Raw genomic sequence first — 21,946 nt, forward strand, 5'->3', positions numbered from 1 at the left:
CCACCACCACCACCAGGCCCGCCACCGCCGCCCTGTGGTCGATTACTCCCGCCGCCGGACGGCCGCCCGCCGCCTTGCCCCTGCGGCCGGCCACCGCCTTGTCCAGGTGGACGAGCATTGCCTTGTCCAGGCGGACGGGCATTCCCTTGTCCCGGCGGCCGCGCGTTGTTGTTGCCGGGGCCTGCGCCGGGTGGCCGGTTTCCCTGGCCGGCATTGTTGTTGGGCGGACGATTCCCGCCGCCCTGGTTAGGCGGCCGTGTGCCGCTGGGCGGACGACCGACGGGCGGACGCGGCCGCACGGGCGGCGGCGGCACGGGCCGCGGCCCTGGATGGCGCGCCCAGCGCGATTGATTGGAGTACCAGGGCCGATCGCGGTAGTGCATGCCCCAGTACGCGCCGAGCGAGAACGTCACGATGGGCAGACCGATGCGCGGACCATAGTTCATCACCGGCACGCGCTGTCCTTGCCACGGATAGCTGATGAAGGTGCCGTAGACCCAGCCGCGCAGGCCCGGAAAACCGATGTCGCACCAGCTGAAGCCCGCTACGCAGCCCCATACCGTTACCGCCACGCCACCCGGAATCTGGGCGACGATAGGAAAGTCGGCCGCAGGTCCCGCGTAGATGTTGACGGTCTGGTTCGTGAATGCCTGCGACTGGGCGTGCGCGGGCGGCGAAGCCACGAACAGGCCGGCTAGCGCGGCGAGCACGACACCGAGAAACTGCTTGCGCATTGCTGCCTCCAGCTGGGTGGAATCACCCGGACATTTATTGAGATAGCAACCATAACGGTAGCAGATAAGACTTTTAGGGCGCGCCTAAGCATGTAACGGCTTATTTCGTGGGGGCGCACAATCACCGGTCAGGCGCGGCGTTCGGCGCACATTTGGCCAATCGCCGGCGTGGCGCACGCATTGTGCCGCGCTGTGCAAAAATCGCGGCCTCGGTTCGCAAAGAAGAAAACAGGCGACCGGTTCCGTATCGGCAGACGAGGAGCAGACCACCGTGATTCAGCGTATTTCCCATTTCTTTACCGGCGTAGTGCATCGGATCCTGCCGGACCCGCTCATCTTCGCCATTCTCCTCACCGTCGTGACCTTCGTGCTGGCGTTCGCGCTCACGCCGCAGCCGCCCGAAGCGCTCGTCTTGATGTGGGGTTCGGGCTTCTGGAACCTGCTCGCGTTCGCGATGCAGATGGTCCTGATTCTGGTGACCGGCCACGCGCTCGCGAGCTCGGGCCCGGTCAAGCGCATGCTGGTCGCGCTGGCGAGTTGCGCGCGCACGCCCGGCCAGGGCGTGATGCTGGTTGCATTCGTGGGCGCGATCGCCTGCGCGATCAACTGGGGCTTCGGCCTCGTGCTCGGCGCGATGTTCTCGCGCGAAGTGGCGCGGCGCGTGCGCGGCACGGACTACCGACTGCTCGTCGCCGCCGCGTACATGGGCTTTCTCACATGGCACGGCGGCCTTTCCGGCTCGGTGCCGCTCGTCGCGGCCACGAAGGGCAATCCGATGGAAAAGGCCGTCGGCCTGATCCCGGTCTCGCAGACCATCTTCACGGGCTATAACGCGTTCATCACGATCGGACTGATCGTGCTGCTGCCGATTCTCGTGCGTCTCATGATGCCGAAGCCCGAGGATGTCGTCTCGGTCGACCCGGCGCTGCTCGAAGATCCTCCGAGCGTCGAGCGCAAGCTCGACCCGGATGCGACCTTCGCCGAGCGCATCGAGGAAAGCCGCGCGCTCTCGCTGCTGGTGGCGGCGCTGTGCTTCGTGTTCCTCGGTTTCCGGTTTCACACCAAGGGCTTCGCGCTCGACATCGACACCGTGAACCTCGTGTTCCTCGCCGCGGGCCTCGTGCTGCACAAGACGCCGATGGCCTACGCGCGCGCCGTGGCCGGCGCTGCGAAGGGCGCCTCGGGCATCATGATCCAGTTCCCGTTCTACGCGGGCATTCAGGCGCTCATGGACCACTCGGGTCTGGCGGGCGTCATCACGAAGTGGTTCGTCGATATCGCAAACGTGCATACGTTTCCGCTGCTCGTGTTTCTGAGCTCGGCGGTGATCAACTTCGCGGTGCCTTCAGGCGGCGGCCACTGGGTCGTGCAGGGGCCGTTCGTGATGCCGGCGGCGCAGGCGCTGGGCGCGGACCTCGGCAAGTCGGCGATGGCGATCGCTTACGGCGAGGCGTGGACCAACATGGCGCAGCCGTTCTGGGCGCTGCCCGCGCTCGCGATCGCAGGCCTCGGCGTGCGCGACATCATGGGTTACTGCGTGACCACGCTGCTGTTCTCGGGCGTGGTGTTCGTCGCGGGGATGTATCTCTTCTGAGCGTTGAGCGTGAAACGGACGGCGCCTGCGCGCCGTGCGCTCATTTGTGCTTTACGTGCTTCGCCAGATAGTCGCGCAGCACGATCGCGTGATTGCGCTCCGTGTCATGGGAGCCATAGAGCAGGGTGATGTGCCCGTTCGCGGCCGCTTCGGCGAGCGGACGCCAGGCGTCGGGATTGGCGTTCAGCTCGGCCAGATAGCGCTTTTTGAATTCGGTCCACTGCTCCGGCTCCCTGTGGAACCATTGGCGCAGTTCGGTGCTCGGCGCCACCTCCTTCAGCCATTCCACGTTCGCGAGTTTTTCCTTGCTCAGGCCGCGCGGCCACAGCCGGTCCACCAGATAGCAGTGGTGTCCGTCCGCGGGCAGCGGTTCGTAGACACGCTGGATATCGATTGCCGGTTTCGTCGTCATCGTCGGCTCCTTTTTAGTGGTGTGCGCGTGGCGGCCATCGGGTGCCAGCAATGCTTTTACGCGCTCCTGCAGCGCGGGCAGGACGTCGAGTTCGAACCACGGGTGGCGCTTGAACCATACCTGATTGCGTGGCGACGGATGCGGCAGCGGCACGAAATTGGGTGCGTAGTCGCGCCAGGCCGCGACCGTCTCGGTGAGCGAGCCACGGCGCTCGCTGCCGAGAAAATAGCGCTGGGCATACTGGCCGACGAGCAGGGTCAGGCGCACGCCACGCAACTGCTTGACGAGCCGCGCGTGCCACAGCGGGGCGCATTCCGGCCGCGGCGGGTTGTCTCCGCCGCCGCCGCGGCCGGGGTAGCAAAAGCCCATCGGCACGAGCGCGACCTGGGCGGCGTCATAGAACGTCTCGCTGTCGATGCCGAGCCACGCGCGCAGCCGTTTGCCACTCGCGTCGTCCCACGGCACGCCTGAGGCGTGGACCTTCGCGCCCGGCGCCTGGCCGACGATCAGCAGGCTTGCCGTATCGCTCGCCTGCAGCACAGGGCGCGGCCCGAGCGGCAGCGCGTCGGCGCAGGCATGGCAGGCGCGGATTTCGGCGAGCAGTTCGGGAAGCGCGCCCGAGAGCGCAAGCGGCCCCCGCAGCGGATGGAGTTTCGACACGGCAAGGCGGGAAAGCGTGACGGGAGATCCAGTCTACCAAACGCCCTGGTGCGCCGCTGCGACCGGCCCGCGGCGTGCCGGCAGCAGCGCGATGCCAGCGCGCGTGAACGCGATTGCGCGCTGCGTCATTCTCGTGCGGCCATTTGCGCTTTTCCTGTAATCTCGCCCGTGGTCTGTCTGCAACGGAGCCGCGATGCCTGCCGAAGCCGAGACGTCAACCCGCACGACCCGCACCGAGCCCTTGCTCGTCGACCTCGCGCTGCAAGGCGGCGGCTCCCATGGCGCATACACATGGGGCGTGCTGGACCGCCTGCTCGAAGAGCCGTGGCTGCAGATCGAAGGCATTTCGGGCACCTCGGCGGGCGCGATGAACGCCGCCGTGCTTGCGAGCGGCCATTCGCTGGGCGGTGCGGCCGGCGCGCGCGAGGCGCTCGAACGCTTCTGGCGCCGCGTGGCCGACGCCGCGCGCTTCAGCCCGTTCCGGCGCGGTCCCGTCGACATCCTGCTCGGGCGCTGGACGCTCGATCATTCGCCCGTGTTCGTCGCGCTCGACATGATGGCGCGCGTCGTCTCCCCGTACGACCTGAATCCAGGGCGCGTGAACCCGTTGCGCACGATCCTCGCCGACACCATCGACTTCGACGCGTTGCGCCGCTCGCGCATCAAGCTCTTCGTCACGGCCACGCGCGTTTCGAACGGCCAGGCGCGCGTGTTCCGCAATGCCGACGTCACGCCCGACGCGCTGCTCGCCTCGGCCTGCCTGCCCACGCTGTTTCAGGCCGTCGAGATCGACGGCGAAGCCTACTGGGACGGCGGTTACGCGGGCAATCCCACGATTACGCCGCTGATTCGCGAGACCGATTCGGACGACACGATCCTCGTGCAGGTGAACCCCGTGGAACGCGCGGGCACGCCGCGTTCGGCGCGCGACATCATCAACCGCGTGAACGAGATCGCATTCAACTCGCCGCTAATCAAGGAACTGCGCATGATGGCGCTGCTGCACAAGGTCGCCGACGCAGGCAGCGAGGAGGGCCGCCGCTGGGCGCATATGCGCCTGCATCGCGTGCATAGCGCGAAGCTCGTCACGCTGGGCTCGTCGTCGAAGCTCAACGCCGAGTGGTCGTTCATCACGATGCTGCGCGACGAAGGCCGCCGCACCGCCGATGAATTCCTCGCGCAGCACGGTGCGCAGCTCGGCGAGGCGTCCACGTTCAATTTCGAAGCGCTGCTCGAAGGGGTGCTGCAATGAGCGCGGGCACGCTCGTTATCGGCCTCGGGGGCATGCTCGCGAGTCTCGCGCTCCTGATCTGGCTCGCGTATCGCGGCTGGAGCGTGCTGCTGCTCGCACCGCTGTGCGCCATGCTGGCCGCGCTCATTTCCGGTGAGCCAGTGCTCGCGCACTGGACGCAAACATTCATGTCGAGCACGGGCCGATTTCTCGCCCAGTTCTTTCCGCTCTTCCTGCTCGGCTCGCTGTTCGGCAAGCTGATGGAAGATAGCGGCTCGGTGGATGCCGTGGCGCGCCTCATGATCGACAAGCTCGGCACGCGTCACGCGCTCGTGGCCGTGGTGCTGGGCGGCGCGCTCGTCACCTATGGCGGCGTGAGCCTGTTCGTCGCGTTCTTCGTGCTCGCTCCCATGGCGCAGGCGCTCTTTCGTTCGGCCGATATCCCGCGCCGCCTGATGCCCGCCGCGATCATGCTCGGCACGGCGACCTTCACGATGTCGGCGCTGCCCGGCACGCCTGCGCTACAAAACGCCATTCCCATGCCGTTCTTCGGCACGACGCCGTTCGCGGCGCCGGGCCTCGGCGTGATCGCGAGCCTCGTGATGGCGGGCTTCGGCCTCTGGTGGCTCGGCCGCGCGGCGGCGGCGGCGCGGCGCAACGGCGAGGGCTTTGTCGAGCCCGATAACGGCGGCGCCGATGACGAAGAGCGCGGCAAGTCCTCGCTCGTGCGCGAGCGCGCGAGTCTCGCGCAAGCCTTCGATCCCGCCGAGATCGGCGGCGCGGCTGTACCGGACCACACCGGGCCGCCGTCGCCCTTCGTCGCGCTCGCGCCGCTCGTGGTCGTCGTGGGGATGAACTTCGTGATGAACGTCGTGGTGTTCCCGCGCATCGACGCCTCGTATCTCGCCGAACCGCGCTGGGGTTCGACCACGCTTTCCGCGGTGGCGGGCGTGTGGGGTGTCTCGGTTGCGCTCGCGCTCGGCATCATCGTGCTGGTGGCGCTCAATCGCGGGCGGCTCGGCGCGCTGCGCGAAAGCGTCGATGCGGGTGCCAACGCGTCGGTGTTGCCGGTGCTGAGCGTGGGCAGCCTCGTGGGCTACGGCGCTGTGATCGCCGCATTGCCCGCGTTCGAGGCCGTGCGCGACTGGGTGCTCGGCATCGGCGGCGGCCCGCTCGTCTCGCTCGCCGTGGCCACCAACCTGCTAGCCGGGCTCACGGGCTCGGCCTCGGGCGGGTTGACCATCGCGCTCGACGCGCTCGGCGGCACCTACATGCAACTCGCCGCCCAGCATGGCATCGATCCCGCGTTGCTGCACCGCGTGGCCGTGATGTCGTCGGGCACGCTCGACAGCCTGCCGCACAACGGCGCCGTCGTCACGCTGCTGGCCGTGTGCGGCTCGACGCATCGTGAAAGCTACCGCGACCTCGTGGTGGTGAGCATCGTCGGCGCGCTCATCGCGCTCGGCGTGGTGATCGTGCTCGGTTCGCTGTTCGGCAGTTTCTGAACATCGATCCTGCGCGAGACACGCCGCGGCGCAGCGATCCGCCAACGCGCGTAGACTCTCGCGAAGCGGCGGCCCTTCGCAAGGAGGCTTCATGAAATTGCTTGCTGTCCACCCGAGCGGACTGATGTACACGCGCGTGTTCCTGCGGCTCGAGCCGCTGGGTCTCGAATCCGTGGCCGGCACGGCGCGCGATGCGGGTCATGACGTGCGCCTGCTCGATCTGCAGGTCGAGACACACCGCGACCTCATGCGCATGGTGCGTGACTGGCAGCCCGAGGCGCTCTGCTTCTCGGGCAACTATCTGGCCAACATTCCCGAGATCATCGATCTGTCGAAGGCCGTGAAGGCCGCGCTGCCCTCGTGTTTCGTCTTCGTCGGGGGCCACAGCGTGTCGTTCACCGCGCACGATCTGCTGCGCCATGCCGAAGGCGCGATCGATTGCGTGCTGCGCGGCGAGGGTGAAGCTTCGGTTAACGAACTGCTCGAAGCGGTGTCGCGCGGCACAGACCTGCTCGCGGTGCCCGGCGTCCTCACGAGCCACGGATCGGGGCCGCCGCCGGGCTTCGTCGAGAATCTCGATCCGGTGCGGCCCGCGCGCGACCTGCTGCGCCATCGCCGCAAGTATTTCATCGGCACGCTCGATCCTTGCGCATCCATCGAGTTCGCGCGTGGCTGCCCGTGGGACTGCACGTTCTGCAGCGCATGGACGTTCTACGGACGCAGCTACCGCACGCGCAGCCCCGAAGTCGTCGTGGACGAACTGGCGTCGCTGCGCGAGCCGGGTGTGTTCATCGTCGACGATGTGGCGTTCGTGCACGCCGAACACGGCATGGCGATCGGCGAGGCGATCAAGCGGCGTGGCATCGACAAGCGCTACTACCTGGAAACGCGTGGCGACGTGCTTCTGCGCAACAAGGACGTGTTCCGCCTGTGGCAGTCCATTGGCCTGAAGTACATGTTCCTCGGTCTGGAGGCGATCGACGAGGAGGGGCTTAAGGCGTTTCGCAAACGGATCAGCCTCGACCGGAATTTCGAGGCGCTCGAGTTTGCTCGTTCGCTCGGGATTACCGTCGCGATCAATCTGATTGCCGATCCGGACTGGGACCGCGAACGCTTCGAGACGATCCGCCAGTGGTGCCTCGAGATTCCCGAGATCGTCAATATCAGCGTGAATACACCGTATCCGGGCACGGAGAACTGGCAGCGCGAGGCGCGGCGCCTCACGAGCCTCGACTATCGTCTTTATGACATCCAGCACGCCGTCGTGCCGACGAAGCTTCCGCTGCACGAGTTCTACGCGGAACTCGTGCGCACGCAGCAGGTGCTCAATCGCAAGCACATGGGCTGGACCGCGCTACGCGGCGCGGCGGGGCAGGCCACGCACCTGCTGTTGCATGGCCAGACCAATTTCGTGCGCATGCTGTGGCGTTTCAACTCGGTGTTCGATCCGCGCCTGCAGATGGCCGACCACGCGCGCGAAGTCCACTACGAGATGACGCCGCCGCCCGGCATGAGCGGGGCGACGCAGGTCGACATGAAAACCGTCTACATTCATGGTCCCACCGGCCGCAAGGGCCGCAAGATCGACGACGCCACGGAGAAGTTCGTCGACGAGACGCGCATGGGTCTCGGCTGATATTTCGGCCGGCGCCGTCTTGACGCATACCAGTTGCGCACGCGTCCTGCCGTCGGGATTGGACGCGCGCGCGTAGCGGGTTCACAATGCACCGGTTGCATCAAGACGAAAACGATATGGAGTTCCGGCAACTACGCTACTTTCTCGCCGTTGCGGAGTATCTGCATTTCAGCGAGGCGGCAGCCTTTCTCGGCATGGCGCAGCCGCCGCTCAGCCAGCAGATCCTCAAGCTCGAAAAGGAAATCGGCACGCGGCTCTTCATTCGCCACTCGCGGCGCGTGGAGCTGACCGAGGCCGGGCGGCTCTTTCGCGAGCGCGCGCAACGCCTCATCGACGACGCGGATCTGGCGCTCGCCGAGGCGCAAAACGCGGGGCGTGGCGAGAGCGGGCGGCTCGTGCTCGGCTTCGCGGGTTCCACGGTGTTCCACACGCTCGTTGCGACCGTGCTGCAGCGCTATCGCAGCGCGTATCCCGGTGTCGTGATCGGGTGCGAGGAGAGCAACAGTTCGGTGCTGCTGGAACGCGTGAGTGAAGCGAAGGTGGACGCCGCCTTCGTGCGCCTGCCGCTCGATTGCCGCGGTCTCGCCACGCAGGCGCTCGTGGAAGAGGACATACTCGCCGTGCTGCCGCCGCGCCATCGCCTCGCGCGCCGCCGCAGCCTCGATCTCGGCGATCTCGCGGGCGATCCGCTGATCCTCTTCCCACGCCCGATCGGCCCCGATCTCTACGACTCGATCATCAGCGCGTGCCACGCGGCGGGCTTCAATCCCGTGATCAGCATGGAGTCGCCGCAGATTTCCTCGACCGTCAACATGGCGGCGGCGGGCTTCGGCGTCACGCTCATTCCTTCTTCGATGCGCCAGATCCAGCCCAAGGGCGTGACCTACCACGATCTCAAGGGCGGCACGCTGCACACGACCATCGCGCTCGTGTACCGTCCGCGCGAAAAGGCGCCCACGGTGCAGAACTTCGTGCGCATCGTGCGCGATGCGGCGCGGCATGCGCCGCAGGGCTGATTCGGCTCAAAGGTCGATCCATATCTTTTTCGTCTTGATCGTGCGTGGTCGCGATATTGGACGTAATGGATCGCGGGTTCTATCCTTCCGCGATCATCGTTTTCTGCAGGAGCCGTTCGCATGTCCACCACGCACCCGGGCGCCGCTCGCGAGCCGCTTGTCGCATCGTTGCGCGTCGTCGTCGGCCGCCAGCACGTGCTGACCGGCGACGAAGCCACGCGGCGCTACCGCAAGGGTTTTCGTTTTGGCGAAGGGAAGGTGGCGGCGGTCGTGCGGCCCGGTACGCTCGTCGAGCAGTGGCGGGTGCTGCAGGCTTGCGTCGCCGCGAACGCGATCGTCATCTCGCAGGCTTCGAACACGGGCCTCACGGGCGGCTCCACCCCGGACGGCGACGACTACGACCGCGAGGTCGTGATCGTGAGCATGACGCGCATGCGCAAGGTCTACGTGATCGACGGCGGCAAGCAGGTGGTCTGCCTGCCGGGCTCGACGCTCGACCAGCTGGAGCAGACGCTCAAGCCGCTCGGGCGCGAACCGCATTCGGTCATTGGCTCCTCATGTCTGGGCGCATCGGTCGTGGGCGGCGTGTGCAACAACTCGGGCGGCTCGCTCGTGCGGCGCGGCCCGGCCTATACGGAAATGTCCGTGTTTGCACAGGTCGATGCAGAGGGGCGTCTTACGCTCGTGAATCATCTCGGCATCCGGCTGGGCGAGACGCCGGAAGCAGTGCTCGGCCGCCTCGATCGCGGCGAGCTGCCCGAAGCCGATATCCTTCACGACGCGGGCGCGGCTTCCGACCACCGTTACGCGGATCACGTGCGCGACATCGAAGCGGACACGCCTGCGCGCTACAACGCCGACCCGCTTCGTCTGCACGAAGCGGCGGGTTCGGCGGGCAAGGTCATGGTGTTCGCGGTGCGGCTCGACACGTTTCCCATCGAACGCGGTGCGAAGGTGTTCTACATCGGCACGAACGAGACGGCCGAATTAACCGACCTGCGCCGCGACATGCTCGGCAAGTTCTCGAAGCTGCCGATCGCGGGCGAATACATCCATCGGGACGCCTTCGATATCGCCGAGCGCTACGGCAAGGACATGTTCCTCCTGATCCAGCATCTCGGCACACAGCGCCTGCCCGCGCTGTTCGCCTTCAAGAGCCGCTGCGACGCGTTGTTCGAGCGGCTGCCGTTCTTTCCCGCGCATTTCACTGACCGCGTGGCGCAGGCCGTGAGCCGGTGCTTTCCGGGCCATCTCCCCGCGCGGCTCAAGGACTACCGGCAGCGTTACGAGCATCATTTGATGCTCAAGGTATCGGCCGATATGGTGGACGAAACGCGTGCTTACCTGAACGCGTTTTTCGGCGTGGCGAGCGGCGACTTTTTCGAATGTAGCGACGAAGAGGGCAGCAAGGCGTTTCTTCATCGTTTCGCGGCGGCAGGCGCGGCGGTGCGCTATCGCGCGGTGCATGGCGACGAAGTGGAGGATATCGTCGCGCTCGATATCGCGCTGCGCCGCAACGATCGCGACTGGTTCGAGCAACTGCCCGAGGCGGTGGAACAGCCCATCGCGATCAAGCTCTATTACGGGCACTTCTTTTGCCATGTGTTCCATCAGGACTACATCGTGCGCAAGGGCCATGACTGCCTCGCGCTGGAACACGAGATGTGGAAGCTGCTCGACGCGCGCGGCGCCGAATATCCCGCTGAGCACAATGTCGGCCATCTCTACGATGCGAAGCCTGCGCTGAAGTCGTTCTACGAAGCGCTCGATCCGTGCAACTGCTTCAATCCGGGGATCGGCCATACGTCGAAGTTCGCGCGCTATCGGGAGCCTCAGGTGCAGCGCGAGCCGCTGGTCCAGTAAACAAAAAGACGGCGGCGGTATCGAACCGTCGCCGTAAAGGGCACTTACCTCGCGCTGCGCTGCGCGCTTCCCCCTGTTAGCTCCTCGTCGTCGTTGCCATCCAGCCGTTCTGCGTGCTGATCTGCGTGACTTCCTTCGCGATCGAACGGGCCAGCTTGCCGGCATCCGACGAGAGCGTGTCGCGCTTCGCCTCCGAGGCGCCGTGCAGACCGCCGCCCACCACCGCCGCCGTCGCCACATGGCCGGCCGCCGCGCCCACGCCCGCCGTCTCGGCCATGCCAGGCATATGGCCGCTATCCGCCTTCGTTTCGAAGCTCAGGAGCGGTTGCGGTTGGCCGCCGTTGGCGGGCTGGAACAGCACCGCGATCGTCGCGCCCACTTCGCTCTTGCCCGCGCCGAGACCAATCAGCATGCGGCGGCGGCTGCTGCCCGCGTCCATCGTGTCGATGCGGCCTTCCACGATCAGCGCGTTGCGTCCGGAGGGTGCGGGACCGTCCATGCGCACGGCGGGCAGGCCCATTTTCTGAAGTTCGCTCACGAGTTGATCGGCGAGATGCTCGCGCGTTTGCAGTGCGGCCTGCTGTTGCTGCTGCTCCGACGACTCGCCGCTCGTCATCGTCTTGAGCTTGTGCAGCATGCCGGTGCTGTCGAGCTTCACCTGGTCGGCGGCGGCGTCGAACGTGTAGACGTAGACGACGTCGGCGTGCAGCTGTGGGAGCGGCCCGTTCGTCTGCACGACCGGCGCAGCCGATGCGCAGCCGCTCGCGAACAGCGCGCCGGCGAGGCACGTGGTGCCCGCGATGCGCTTGGCTTTTTTGACGAGGAAGTTGATGATCGTTTGCATGTCGATGTCCTTTTGCCTGAAAGAGTGTCTCGTGTCTGCCGATACTCGCAAATCAATCAGGATGGCGAACTATCGACTATGGTGCTTCGGCGTCTGGGCTTCGGTTTGTTCTGCTCCGTTGCTCAGGCTCAGGCGCAAGTATGGGGGGAAGGGCGCGCGAAATCCACGCGCAAATTATGTCGAGTCATGTCATGGGCGCGCGGCCGGCGACGCGCCGTTCTGACTCGACGAGGGACGGTTCAGCGGCAGGCGCACGACGGCTTCGAGACCGCCGCCTTCGCGGTCGCGGAACGTGAGCGAGCCGCCGTGCAGCCGCGCGATCCGCTCGACGATGGCAAGCCCGAGGCCCGAGCCGCCTGAATGCGTACGGGCGTTCGCGCCGCGGCTGAAGGGCGATTTGAGGCGCTCCAGTTCCTCGGCGCGGATGCCGTTGCCGCGGTCGGCAACGATCACGCAGGCGGCGTCGCCGTCGCGCCAGGTGCGAATCGTCAGACCTGTGCGGCCATAGTTCACGGCGTTCTGCATGAGATTCATCAGCAGACGCATAACGGCGATGGGCCGGAACGCGAACACCGGCAACTCGCCTTCGTCGAAATCGAATTCATGGCCGAGCCCCGCGAAGTCGGCGACGAGCTGGCCCGCGAGCGCGTTGAGGTCGCCCGCTTGCGGCGCTTCGCGCTCGCCGCTGCCTGCGTAGTCCATGAACTGCTGGAGGATCGTGTCGATCTGGTCCAGATAGCTCTCGGACGAGGCCACGAGCGCATCGTTGCTGCCGCGCGGCAGCGCCATCGCGATCGCGAGGCGCAGTTTCGTGAGCGGCGTGCGGATGTCATGCGAGACGCCGGCCAGCATCAGCGCGCGCGTGGCCTCGGCCTGCTTCAGCGCTTCGGTCATCTGGTTGAAGGCGCGGCTCACCTGGGCGATTTCGGTCGGGCCGTCGGTCGGCAGCGGCGGCGGCGTTTCGCCGGCACTCACGCGCCGCGCCGCGCGCGCGAGCTTGCGCAGCGGCCGGTTGATGTGGCGCTGCAACAGGTAGCCGGTGAGCGCGGCGAGCAGCGCGAGCGCGGCGGAGAGGATCAACGCCGTGGTAATGCCGCTCGCTCGCGCGTCGGCGGTCACCGGCAGTGCGATCCAGATCGGTTCGCCCGCCGCATGAAGGCGGATCCACAGGCGCTCCTGCGCGGCTTCGCCATCCGCTGCGGGTGCGGTCTCGTCGTGGCTCGCGTCCCAGCGCACCAGCAGCTCGGGCGGCAGATGGCGTTGCAGCGCTTCGACGAATACGTCGCGCTGCCAGGTGCGGAAAAAATCGACGAGGCTCGGGTGGGTTTCGGCGGGCGCTTGTGGCGGCGCCGCACGGCGCGCATCGAACCGCGCGGCCGCCGCGCGCCCTTCGTTGGGCGGCATGGACGCGAGCGTGGTGTCGAGCAGCTTGACGTAATCGGCGAAGATGATCGAGGCGCGTTCGATGCGCGGGCGCTGCACGAAGTGCAGCAGCACAATGAGCGAGCAGATCTGCGAGAGCGCGACGAGCGCCACCAGCAGCGCGATGTTGCGCGAGAGCAGCGAGCGCGGCAGGCGCAAGCGCATTACGCTTCGACGCCGGCCACCAGCATGTAGCCGATGCCCCAGACGGTCTTGATGAAGCGCGGCTTGGCGGGATCGTCCTCGACGATCTGGCGCAGGCGCAGGATCTGCACGTCCACGCTGCGGTCGAGCGCGCTGTGGTCGCGCCCGCGCGCGCGGGCGAGCAGGTTCTCGCGGCTCACGGCGCGGTTCGGCGAGGAGCCGAGCGCGTGCAGCAGCAGCATCTGCGCCGAGTGGACCTCGATGGGCGCACCATCGCGGTAGAGCGTTTGTTTGCCAACGTCGAACTGAAAGTCGCCGAAGCGCAGCATTTGCGAGGTGACCGTGGGTTCGCCCGAGGCCATCTTCTGGCGGCGCAGCAGCGCGCGAATGCGCGCGACCAGTTCGTCGGGAAGAAACGGCTTGGCGAGGTAGTCGTCGGCGCCGGTTTCGAGGCCGATCACCTTGTCGGCGGCGTCGCCCTTGGCGGTGAGCATGAGGATCGGCAGCGTCTGGCCTTCGGCGCGCAGGCGGCGGCATACCGTTAGGCCGTCTTCGGGCTCCATCATCAGATCGAGCACGAGGAGGTCGTAGGGCTCGCGCTGGAGCAGGCGGTCGAGGCGCTTGCCGTCGGCGACGGCGCGCACCTCGAAACCCTGGCTCGTGAGAAAGCGCTGCAGCATGTTGCGCAGTTCGGCTTCGTCGTCGAGCACGATGATCCTGTTTGCCTGCTCCATGTGACGCCTCCGGCGTTCATCGGGCTGCTGCGCGCGCTCGCATGAAGTCCTCGATCTGCGCGAGGGTGACGAAGCCGGCTTTTAGCGTGTCGATTTCGTCGAAGTGCTGCGCGACCTTCGGCATGCCCGCCTGCGCCTGTTCGCGCGTGAGCTTGCCGTCGTGCGTCGTGTTCGCGGCGGCGAAACGCCCTTGCAGCTGCGTCATCATGCGTTCGACGCGCGCGCTGTCGCCTGAGCCGCCCGGCAAAGCCTGAGCCGATGCCGGCACGCAAACCGGTGCTGAAACGATACACAAAACGAGGGCAGCGATCATCTTCTTCATGGTGTTCTCCGTGAGGTGGCCGACGTAGTGCGCCGGCCGGTTGATCAAGCGAAAGAGGCGGGCGGCTGCGGGTCATGCGAATCCGCAGCCGCCGGTGATGGTTCAGGCCCAGTGAGCAGGGACCCACACGCGGCCGACCCAGTGGCCGGGAATCCACACGGCGGGGCGCGGGGCGATGTACACGGCGCGCGGCAGCGGCTGGCCCACGTACACGACCTTGGGTGCCGGCGGCGCCACGTAGACGACCTTGGGTGCAGCCGGCGCGACGTAGACGGTCTTCGGTGCGGGAGGCGCGACATAAACCGTCTGTGGTGCAGGTGCGGGCGCGACGACCACCGTCTTGGGGGCGGGCGGCGGCGGGGCGACATACAGCGTGGTGCTGGGCGGCGGCGGCGTGACGACGACCGGCGCGGGCACAGGAGCCGGGGCGCCCACGACGGCGACCGTCGTCGTGCCCGTGGTCGTGACCGTGCCGGTGGTCACCGTGCCGCCGTGGACGACGGTCGTGCCGCCGCCCGTGGTCACCACGCCGGTTCCGACGCCCATGGCGCTGCCCGAGTGGTAGACGCTGCCGCCCTGCGTACCGGTGACGGTCCCCGAGCGATTGCACGTGCTGCCCGCGCAGCTCGTGGACGCCGAGTGCCCGTAGGTGTTGCCGTTGCCCGTCGTGACCGTGCCCGTCGACGAGTACTGGCCCGGCGCGGTGCGCGTCACGCTGCCCGAGGTGCTCGCGCTGCGGCCATCCGAGCCGTCGAGCGAACCGGTGTGCGAGCAGGTGCCGCCCGCGCAACTCGTATCGCCCGAATGCTGGACCGAGCGGCCGTTCGGGCCGTAGGCCGTGCCGCTGTTGCTGAACTGGCCTGGCGCGGTGCGCGTGACCGAGCCGCTGTTGGTGGCGACGCCGCCCCAGGGACCGGCTACGCCGCCCGCATGCGAGCAGGTGCTGCCGCCGCTGCAGGAACCGTAGTGCGCGCCGTTGTACGTGCCGTGCGGCGTGTACGCTGTACCGTGGCCGGACCAGCCGGCGAAGGCGGGGGCGCTGGCGAAGCCGATGAGCGCGGCGACGACGAGGGGGAGCGTTTTCATCAGAGGTCCTTGCGGTTCGTTTCGGGGGGCACGCTGCGGCGTGTCAGCGGAACGAACTATAGGGCTGGGCCCGGCGCAAGTCGCGTCATAAACCATGTCACGGTGTTACACGTTGCGCGGCCTCTGGCGCTACCTCCCCGCGCACGCGGCGCGGCGGGCATATCGACGTGTTTCGCGCGCGGCGCGTGACATACCCCGACATACTTTGCGCGTGGTTTTTCCCGCTGCGCGCCACTACAGTGCCCTTCATCCGACGCGCCGCCGCGACTCCTGCGTGCCACACGCGTCTTTCTTCACCGCGCAAGACGCGCCTATTGCACACGATCCATCATGCTCACCACAGGAAAACTCGCTTTCTATGTCACGCTGTTCGTCGTTGCCGTCTCGCTGATCGAGGCGTGCGTGCTCACCTTCAGGAAGCGCCGCGAAGCAGCGGGCAGGGCCGCTTTCGATTGGTCTGAAGTTTGGCTTTCGCTCGCCGACCTCGTGGGCCGCAAGCTTCTCGCGTTCCTGCCGATTTCGCTCGCCGCGCCAATCCTGGATTTCGCGTGGGAGCATCGCCTCTTCACGCTGAATATCGACACGGTTGCGCTCGTGCTGCTGGTCTTCATCGGCCAGGAGTTCTGCTATTACTGCTATCACCGCGCGTCGCACCGCATCCGCTTTTTCTGGGCCACGCATGCCGTGCACCATTCGCCGAACCAGTTGACGCTTTCGTCTGCGTACCGGCTCGGGTGGACCGGCAAGCTCACCGGCCAGGCCATGTTCTTCGCGCCGCTCGTGTGGCTCGGCGTACGGCCCGAAGTCGTGCTCGCCATCCTCTCGCTCAACCTGCTCTATCAGTTCTGGCTGCACAACACGTGGATCCCGAAGCTCGGCTGGCTCGAGTACGTATTCAACACGCCGTCCAACCACCGCGTGCACCATGCCTCAAACGTCGATTATCTCGATGCGAACTATGGCGGAGTCCTGATCATTTTCGACCGCCTGTTCGGCACCTATGTGCCGGAGCGCGCCGAAGAGCCTTGCCGCTACGGACTCGTGACGCCCGTGCGCTCGCGCAATCCGTTCGTCGTCGAACTGGAGCACTGGGCGACGCTCGCACGCGACGTCGTGATGGCGAAGAACCTCTGGACCGCCGTGCGCTATGTTTTCCTGCCGCCGGGCTGGCGCGCGGATGGCGGCGGGGACACCACGGAGAACCTGCGCAAGCAGCACGTACTCGCCACGGAACGTACGGATGCCCGGCGCGGACGCCCGAGCGCGGGTTGATGGAAGGCCGCGCCTCGCGTAACGTGGCGCCAGCGGCGCCCGCACCGATCGCGCGGGCCGCATCGAATTCAGTTAGTGAAGCAACGAGAGGAACACGCGCATGGAAAACGGATTGAACGGCAAGGTGGTCGCGGTGACGGGTGGCTTCGGCAGCCTGGGTTTGGCGACAGCGCAATTGCTGGCCGAGCGCGGCGCCCGCGTGGCGCTGATCGGCCGCGGCGCGGCCCCCGATGCGGCGGCGCTGCCCGCCGCGCTCGCGGGCGCGCTGTGCATGGGAGGCGTCGATCTCGTCGACGCGAACGCGGCCCAGACTGCGTTCGGCACGTTGCACGGGAAACTGGGCGGGCCCGACGCGCTCGTCAACGTGGCGGGCGCGTTCCGGTGGGAGACCATCGGCGATGGCAACGCGCGCACCTGGGATCTGATGTTCGATCTGAACGTGAAGACGGCGCTCAACGCCTCGAAGGCCGCGCTGCCTCATCTCGTGCAGAGCGGCGCGGGGCGTGTGGTCAACATCGGCGCGGGCGCGGGACTCAAGGCGGGGCTCGGCATGGGTGCGTATTCGGCGTCGAAGGCGGGCGTGGCACGCTTGACGGAAGCGCTTGCGGAAGAGCTGAAGGACAAGGGCGTGACGGTGAACGCGATTTTGCCGAGCATCATCGACACGCCGCCAAACCGTGCCGACATGCCGGACGCCGATTTCACGCGCTGGGTGCAGCCGCGCGAGATCGCGACGGTGATCGCTTTTTTGCTGGGCGCGGACGCGCAGGCGATTACGGGAGCGCTGATTCCCGTGAACGGGCGCGTGTAGGCGGGGCGGCGCGCTTGCGCGCACGGCGGGGGCCGCTGCAACAGAGCGGTCCCCGCCGTGATCGCGCGGTGGTCCGTTAGTGGCCGTGGCCGCCGCCGGCCCCCATGCCACCGCCGCCGCCTTGCCACGTGCCGCCACCGCCTCCATGCCAGCCGCCACCGCCGTGTCCACCGCTTCCGTGCCAGCCGCCACCGTGCCAGCCGCCGCCATGGCCGCCGTGCCAGCCATGGTGATAGCAGCATCCGCCGCCACCGCCCCAGATGGCGACGCTGCCATAGCCCCCGCCGAAATAACCGGGGTAGTAGTCGTAACCGTAGGCGTACGGATAGCCCGAGGAGTAGGGGTAGCCGTAGTCATAGCCGTCGTACCCGGGGTAACCGGGATAGGGCGCGACCGCGCAGCCCGCGAGCACCGCGGCCGCGCCCAGCGCTGAAATTAGCCGCCACACGATAATCTCCGCATATATACATTTGAAACCGTTTGGCGCAGCCAGGTTCAGACGCAATTGTGTCCGCAGATTACCGCAGGGCCGCCGCGGCCGCCGATGCCGGAAGGATGGCAGCTTCTAGGCGCGTCGGAAGGCTGCGCGGTCGAACAGCCAGACCGCCACGAGCGTCGCGCCCATCAGCGGAAACACGATGCCGAGCAGCACGAGACCGGTCTTCCAGGCGCGCAGCGGCGGCGCGGCGCGCTCGCGTGGCGGCGCGGCCAGCATCGATGCGCCCTTCGCGCGCGCGGGACGGCGCATCCACCACATCACGAAGCCGGTCACCGCGAGCGCGCCGAGGCCCAGCGAGATCGCCGCGCAGATCAGCTGGTTCGCGAGGCCGAAGTAGCGGCCCATGTGCAGCGACGTGCCATAGGAAATGGCTTGCGAGACCGCGCCGTAATCCTCATAGCGAATGTCCCTGAGCACGGCGCCGCTGTACTGGTCGATATACACCGTGCGCTCCGCCTTCGGATCCGGCGGAAAGTACGAGACGGTGTAGACGCCATCGGGCGTGGCGGGCAGCACGATGTCGTAGCCGTCGCGCACGCCGAGATCGCGCATCTGGGCGACGACCTGTGCGAGCGTCCAGTGTTGCGGTGCGCCGGACGCGTCGGGCGAGTGCGGTACGGGAACCGCGCCGACCGCCCAGGGCACGAGCGGCAGCGGCATGTCGTCCATCACCATGCCCGGCATCGACGCCATGGCATGGCCCGCGTGCTCTCCGCTGTGTTCCTGTTCGCCGGCGTGGCTTGCGGGCGGATTCGCCGCTGCGCCGCTAGCTGCTGCGGTGGCGGCAGCGGCCGGCGTACCCGGCAAGGCCGACTTCAGCGCGAGGCCGCCGCCCCACGTGCCGCGCGGCGCGCCGAGGCTCGCGCGCGTGGCGAGCGCCTTGAACTGCTTGCCCCACGAGCCCGTCCACGGCAGGCCGCTCAGCACGAACGCGAGCGCGCCCACGGCGAGGCAGATGCCGACGCTCGCGTGCACGCTCTTCCAGAACGGCCGTCCGCGCGCACCGAAGCGAGGCAGCAGCGCGGCGCGCCACGACGCGCTCGCGCCCGGCCACCAGAGCGCAATGCCGGTGGCGAGCATCACGAGCGTCCAGCAGGCGGCCAGCTCCATGAGCAGCTCGCCGGGCTTGCCGAGCAGGAGCTTGCGATGCAGCATGCGGTCGACCTGCATGAAGCGGCGATCGACGTCGAGCGTGCCGAGCACCGCGCCATCGTAGGGATTCACGTAGACGCTCTCTTTGGTCCCGCCGGGCAGCGCGAACACGAATTCGGCGCTGCGCGCGGGATTCGACTCGACGTGCGCGCGCAGCGCCCGCGCCTCTGGCGGCAGCGCGGTGCGTGCGCGGGCCAGCAGGGCATCCACGGGCAGGCGCGGTGTCGCCGCCGGCGCGACCACCAGCCGATGCGGGTAAAGCAGGGGTTCGATCTGCGGCTGGAAGCAGTAGATCGTGCCCGTAATGGCGAGTACGAGCAGCAAGGGCATGACGAAGAGGCCTGCATAAAAATGCCAGCGCCACAGCGTGCGGTAGCCGGGCTGCACCGCGCGGGCAGGCGGTGCGCTGACCGGGTCGGATATCGTGGACATCGGGGACTCCTTGTCGAGCCGGCACGGCTCGAGTACATGGATGATTCAGACGAAAACGCGGACGGAAATGCGAACGGAAGCGAAGGCCGCGAGCGCGCCGCTCAAATGCCGAGCTTCGCTTCGACGTAGTACGTGCGGCCGGGATACGGGTGATAGACGAAGTAGCGCGCGTCGAACAGGTTGTCGATGCCCACGCCGATCTCGCTCTTCTTCGTCGGCCGGAAGATGTACTTCACGTCGGCGACGGTGTAGGTGCTCGTGCCGCCGAATACGTTCGGGTTCGTGTCGGTGTTCGTGAGCGTGTTGTACTGGCGCCCCGAGTAGCGCGCGGCGAGCGTGAGTGCGGAGCGCGCGTCGAACCGGTAGGTCGCGACGAGATTCGCGCGCCACAGCGGGATGCGGTAGAAGTACTTGCCGACGCTCGCCGGATTCTGCGCGTTCTCCAGAATCTTCGACTGCGTATACGCCACGCTCGCCGCGAGATCGAGCCCGCGCACGATGACGTCTTCTCCCTGATAGCTCGTTTCCACGCCGCGCGAGCGCACCTTGCCGATGTTCTGGAAGTTCGTGACGTTCGGAATGACCGTCGTATCGGTCTGGCTGAAGATCGTGTTTTTTACGTCGTCCTGAAAGAGTGTCAGGCGGATCAGGCCGTTCCAGTGCGCCCATTCGGCGCTCAGTTCCTTCGAGAGATCGTCCTCGGGGCGCAGGTTCGGATTGTTGTTGACGATGGACGAGCCGTTCACCTGCCCCTGGAACAACTCGCTCACGGTCGGGAAGCGGTAGGCGCGCGCAATCGATGCGCGCAGTGTGAGGTCGTCGGTCACGTCGAACGAGAGCGAAGCCTTCGGCGAGAAGTGATGGTCGCCCACGTTCGCATACGGCACGTTCACGCTGCCGAGCGCCTGATAGCCGTCGAAGGCGCGCCAGTTCTCGTAGCGCACGCCGTACACGAGCTTCCAGCGCGGCAGGAAGCGCCAGGCGTCCTGGGCGTAGAGCGCCTGGGTTTCGGTCTTGCCGGCGAAGGCGTTGGCGAAACTGGTCGCGCCGCCGTCGCGCCACGCGAGCGTGTTGTACGTGCGATTGTCGAGCGCGTAGTCGTCGTAGTGATAGCCGAAGGTGAGCCAGTGGGCGGCGAGCCCGGCGTCGGGCGTGGCGGGCGTCCACGTCGTCCTGAGGTCGAGTGTCTTCCAGCCGGTGCCGTCGCCGAGCGTCATGACGCCGGGGCCGTTGCCGGGTCCGCCCGCATTCGCCGTGCGTGCCACGCTGTTGCTTACGTCGTAGTACGAGGCAATGGCCTCCGCGTTCCAGCCGGTGGCCTGATGCGTGCGCAGTGTCGCGCCATACAGCCAGTTTTCGCTCCAGCCGCGGCTCGGTGCGAACGCGGCCGCGGGAATGGTGTACTCGTAGCCATTGATCGACACCTTGCCGCTGTACACGGGGTTGCCGTTCGCGTCGTACAGGAAGGTCGAGGTGGCGTTGTTATAGGTCTGGTGCCAGTAGCCGAGCGTCACGCCGCCTTGCACGGTGGGCGTGAAGTCGTACTGCATGCGCAGCTTGAACTGGTCCTGCACCGTGTGCTGCATGCCTTCGCCGTTCACGCCGAGCACGACCGTGGGCGTGTTGGTCTGGTTGTTGTAGAAGTACGCGCCACGCACGGGCACGTCGCCCGGCTGCGCGGGCTTGGTCGACCGCGCAAGCGTGGCGAACTGCAGCGGCTGGCTTGTGTTCTCCAGGTGGTTCACGCCAAGCAGATACGAGAACTTGCCGATGCGGTCGCCGATCGACGCGCTCATCTCGCTGCCGTTGAAGTTCTGGTTCACGCCGAAGAGGCTGAAATGCTGGGTGAACGCCTTCACATCCGCGGTCGCTTCGAACGCCTTCGGCATGCGCGTGGTGATGAGCACGGTGGCGCCGAGCGAGTTGCCGGGATAGAGCGCGGAATACGGCCCGTAGATCACATCCACTTGCTGGATCTGGTCGGGGAACACCATCGACCACCGCGGCGGAAAACTGTAACTGTTGCCGAGCAGGTTCGAGAGCAGCAGGCCGTCGGCATAGACGAGGCCGCGCGCGCTTTGCGTATTGCTCGTGCCGCGCACGGCGATGATCGAGTTCAGATCGCCCACGTAGCGCTTGCGCACGGCGAGATTGGGCAGGTACTTGAGCACGTCCTCGGTGTTGACGACGTTCCAGTTCGAGAACTGCGCGGGCGTGACGGTTTCCACCGTCGCCGGCAGGTTGGGGTCGACGGCGGGCGCTGCGGCGCTGCCGGCGGTGGCGCTGACCTTGACGGTGGGCAGCGTCGCGGACGAGGCGGCATCGGCGGGTTGCGCCTCGGCAGCCTGGGCTGCATGAAAGACGATGGGTGCAACGAGAGGCAGCGGCAAGACGCGCGGCAGCATGGCGAGCGCGAGGCGCCTGGCATGCCGCAGCGCGCGCGGCGTTGCGCGTTCGCGTGAGCGAACGCCAGCGCCACGCGTGGTGTGCGTGGACATGAAATGCTTTCCTGGAAACGGGAATCGAGCAGCCGCGCGTGTCGTGCGTGCTCGTTGGGCACGCAATCAGATCGCGGTC

Annotated in this window: 18 protein-coding genes and 1 pseudogene; 8 read left to right on the forward strand and 11 right to left on the reverse strand. The window is 67.1% G+C overall.

The annotated features are described in order from the left end of the window. On the reverse strand, positions 1 to 734 hold a 734-nt coding region (locus tag AB4Y44_RS08765; protein ID WP_368699252.1), incomplete at its 3' end, for an SH3 domain-containing protein. Between the two features lie 271 nt (positions 735 to 1,005). Here AB4Y44_RS08765 and AB4Y44_RS08770 point away from each other — a divergent pair. Further along, positions 1,006 to 2,328, forward strand: coding sequence for a TIGR00366 family protein (locus tag AB4Y44_RS08770; RefSeq protein WP_342920860.1), 1,323 nt, complete (start codon positions 1,006 to 1,008; stop codon positions 2,326 to 2,328). Between the two features lie 40 nt (positions 2,329 to 2,368). Here AB4Y44_RS08770 and AB4Y44_RS08775 read toward each other — a convergent pair whose 3' ends face one another. After that, entirely contained in the window at positions 2,369 to 2,740 is a 372-nt protein-coding gene (locus tag AB4Y44_RS08775) for a DUF488 family protein (protein WP_342920907.1), read from the reverse strand. A 45-nt stretch (positions 2,741 to 2,785) separates the two neighbouring features. Next, positions 2,786 to 3,382: pseudogene (locus AB4Y44_RS08780) on the reverse strand (uracil-DNA glycosylase family protein); the annotation flags it as partial. 211 nt (positions 3,383 to 3,593) lie between these two features. On the opposite strand from AB4Y44_RS08780, the gene AB4Y44_RS08785 reads away from it, so the two are divergent. The 5 genes from AB4Y44_RS08785 (at position 3,594) to dld (ending at position 10,651) form a co-directional block, all read left to right on the forward strand. Further along, positions 3,594 to 4,652, forward strand: a complete 1,059-nt coding sequence (locus tag AB4Y44_RS08785; protein WP_342920859.1) for a patatin-like phospholipase family protein — start codon at positions 3,594 to 3,596, stop codon at positions 4,650 to 4,652. Further along, entirely contained in the window at positions 4,649 to 6,136 is a 1,488-nt protein-coding gene (locus AB4Y44_RS08790) for a GntP family permease (protein WP_342920858.1), read from the forward strand. The genes AB4Y44_RS08785 and AB4Y44_RS08790 overlap by 4 nt, the downstream gene beginning before the upstream one ends. A 91-nt stretch (positions 6,137 to 6,227) precedes the next feature. Continuing rightward, entirely contained in the window at positions 6,228 to 7,772 is a 1,545-nt protein-coding gene (hpnR, locus tag AB4Y44_RS08795; protein WP_342920857.1) for a hopanoid C-3 methylase HpnR, read from the forward strand. A 116-nt stretch (positions 7,773 to 7,888) separates the two neighbouring features. Beyond that, complete coding sequence (locus tag AB4Y44_RS08800) at positions 7,889 to 8,788, forward strand: LysR family transcriptional regulator (protein ID WP_342920856.1); 900 nt, start codon at positions 7,889 to 7,891, stop codon at positions 8,786 to 8,788. Between the two features lie 120 nt (positions 8,789 to 8,908). Next, a complete protein-coding gene (dld, locus tag AB4Y44_RS08805) occupies positions 8,909 to 10,651 on the forward strand; it encodes a D-lactate dehydrogenase (protein WP_342920855.1) in 1,743 nt (580 codons plus the stop codon). 76 nt (positions 10,652 to 10,727) lie between these two features. On the opposite strand, the gene AB4Y44_RS08810 is transcribed toward dld, so the two are convergent. The 5 genes from AB4Y44_RS08810 to AB4Y44_RS08830 all read right to left on the reverse strand — a co-directional run bounded on the left by AB4Y44_RS08810 (position 10,728) and on the right by AB4Y44_RS08830 (position 15,203). Further along, positions 10,728 to 11,495 (reverse strand): DUF4410 domain-containing protein, encoded by a 768-nt coding sequence (locus AB4Y44_RS08810; RefSeq protein ID WP_342920854.1) that lies wholly within the window; start codon positions 11,493 to 11,495, stop codon positions 10,728 to 10,730. Between the two features lie 189 nt (positions 11,496 to 11,684). Next, positions 11,685 to 13,082, reverse strand: coding sequence for an ATP-binding protein (locus AB4Y44_RS08815; protein WP_368699253.1), 1,398 nt, complete (start codon positions 13,080 to 13,082; stop codon positions 11,685 to 11,687). Then, on the reverse strand, positions 13,082 to 13,795 hold the full coding sequence (locus AB4Y44_RS08820; RefSeq protein ID WP_342920852.1) for a response regulator: 714 nt from the start codon (positions 13,793 to 13,795) through the stop codon (positions 13,082 to 13,084). Before AB4Y44_RS08820 ends, AB4Y44_RS08815 begins: the two co-directional genes overlap by 1 nt. A 16-nt stretch (positions 13,796 to 13,811) precedes the next feature. Beyond that, positions 13,812 to 14,117, reverse strand: a complete 306-nt coding sequence (locus AB4Y44_RS08825; protein ID WP_368699254.1) for an EF-hand domain-containing protein — start codon at positions 14,115 to 14,117, stop codon at positions 13,812 to 13,814. A 102-nt stretch (positions 14,118 to 14,219) separates the two neighbouring features. Then, positions 14,220 to 15,203, reverse strand: coding sequence for a hypothetical protein (locus AB4Y44_RS08830; RefSeq protein ID WP_342920850.1), 984 nt, complete (start codon positions 15,201 to 15,203; stop codon positions 14,220 to 14,222). 330 nt (positions 15,204 to 15,533) lie between these two features. Here AB4Y44_RS08830 and AB4Y44_RS08835 point away from each other — a divergent pair, with 330 nt between their 5' ends. Both AB4Y44_RS08835 and AB4Y44_RS08840 read left to right on the forward strand, forming a co-directional pair. Beyond that, a complete protein-coding gene (locus AB4Y44_RS08835; protein ID WP_368699255.1) occupies positions 15,534 to 16,475 on the forward strand; it encodes a sterol desaturase family protein in 942 nt (313 codons plus the stop codon). 100 nt (positions 16,476 to 16,575) lie between these two features. After that, the gene (locus AB4Y44_RS08840) at positions 16,576 to 17,286 is read left to right on the forward strand and encodes an SDR family NAD(P)-dependent oxidoreductase (RefSeq protein ID WP_342920848.1); all 711 of its coding nucleotides are present in this window, start codon (positions 16,576 to 16,578) and stop codon (positions 17,284 to 17,286) included. 76 nt (positions 17,287 to 17,362) lie between these two features. Here AB4Y44_RS08840 and AB4Y44_RS08845 read toward each other — a convergent pair whose 3' ends face one another. The 3 genes from AB4Y44_RS08845 to AB4Y44_RS08855 form a co-directional block, all read right to left on the reverse strand. After that, positions 17,363 to 17,791, reverse strand: coding sequence for a hypothetical protein (locus AB4Y44_RS08845; RefSeq protein ID WP_368699256.1), 429 nt, complete (start codon positions 17,789 to 17,791; stop codon positions 17,363 to 17,365). Positions 17,792 to 17,851: 60 nt separating this feature from the next. Further along, positions 17,852 to 19,369 (reverse strand): PepSY-associated TM helix domain-containing protein, encoded by a 1,518-nt coding sequence (locus AB4Y44_RS08850; protein WP_368699257.1) that lies wholly within the window; start codon positions 19,367 to 19,369, stop codon positions 17,852 to 17,854. 101 nt (positions 19,370 to 19,470) lie between these two features. After that, a complete protein-coding gene (locus AB4Y44_RS08855; RefSeq protein WP_368699258.1) occupies positions 19,471 to 21,867 on the reverse strand; it encodes a TonB-dependent receptor in 2,397 nt (798 codons plus the stop codon). Positions 21,868 to 21,946 lie beyond the last annotated feature (79 nt).

This window comes from Paraburkholderia sp. BR10937, assembly GCF_040965695.1.
Taxonomy (GTDB): Bacteria; Pseudomonadota; Gammaproteobacteria; order Burkholderiales; family Burkholderiaceae; genus Paraburkholderia.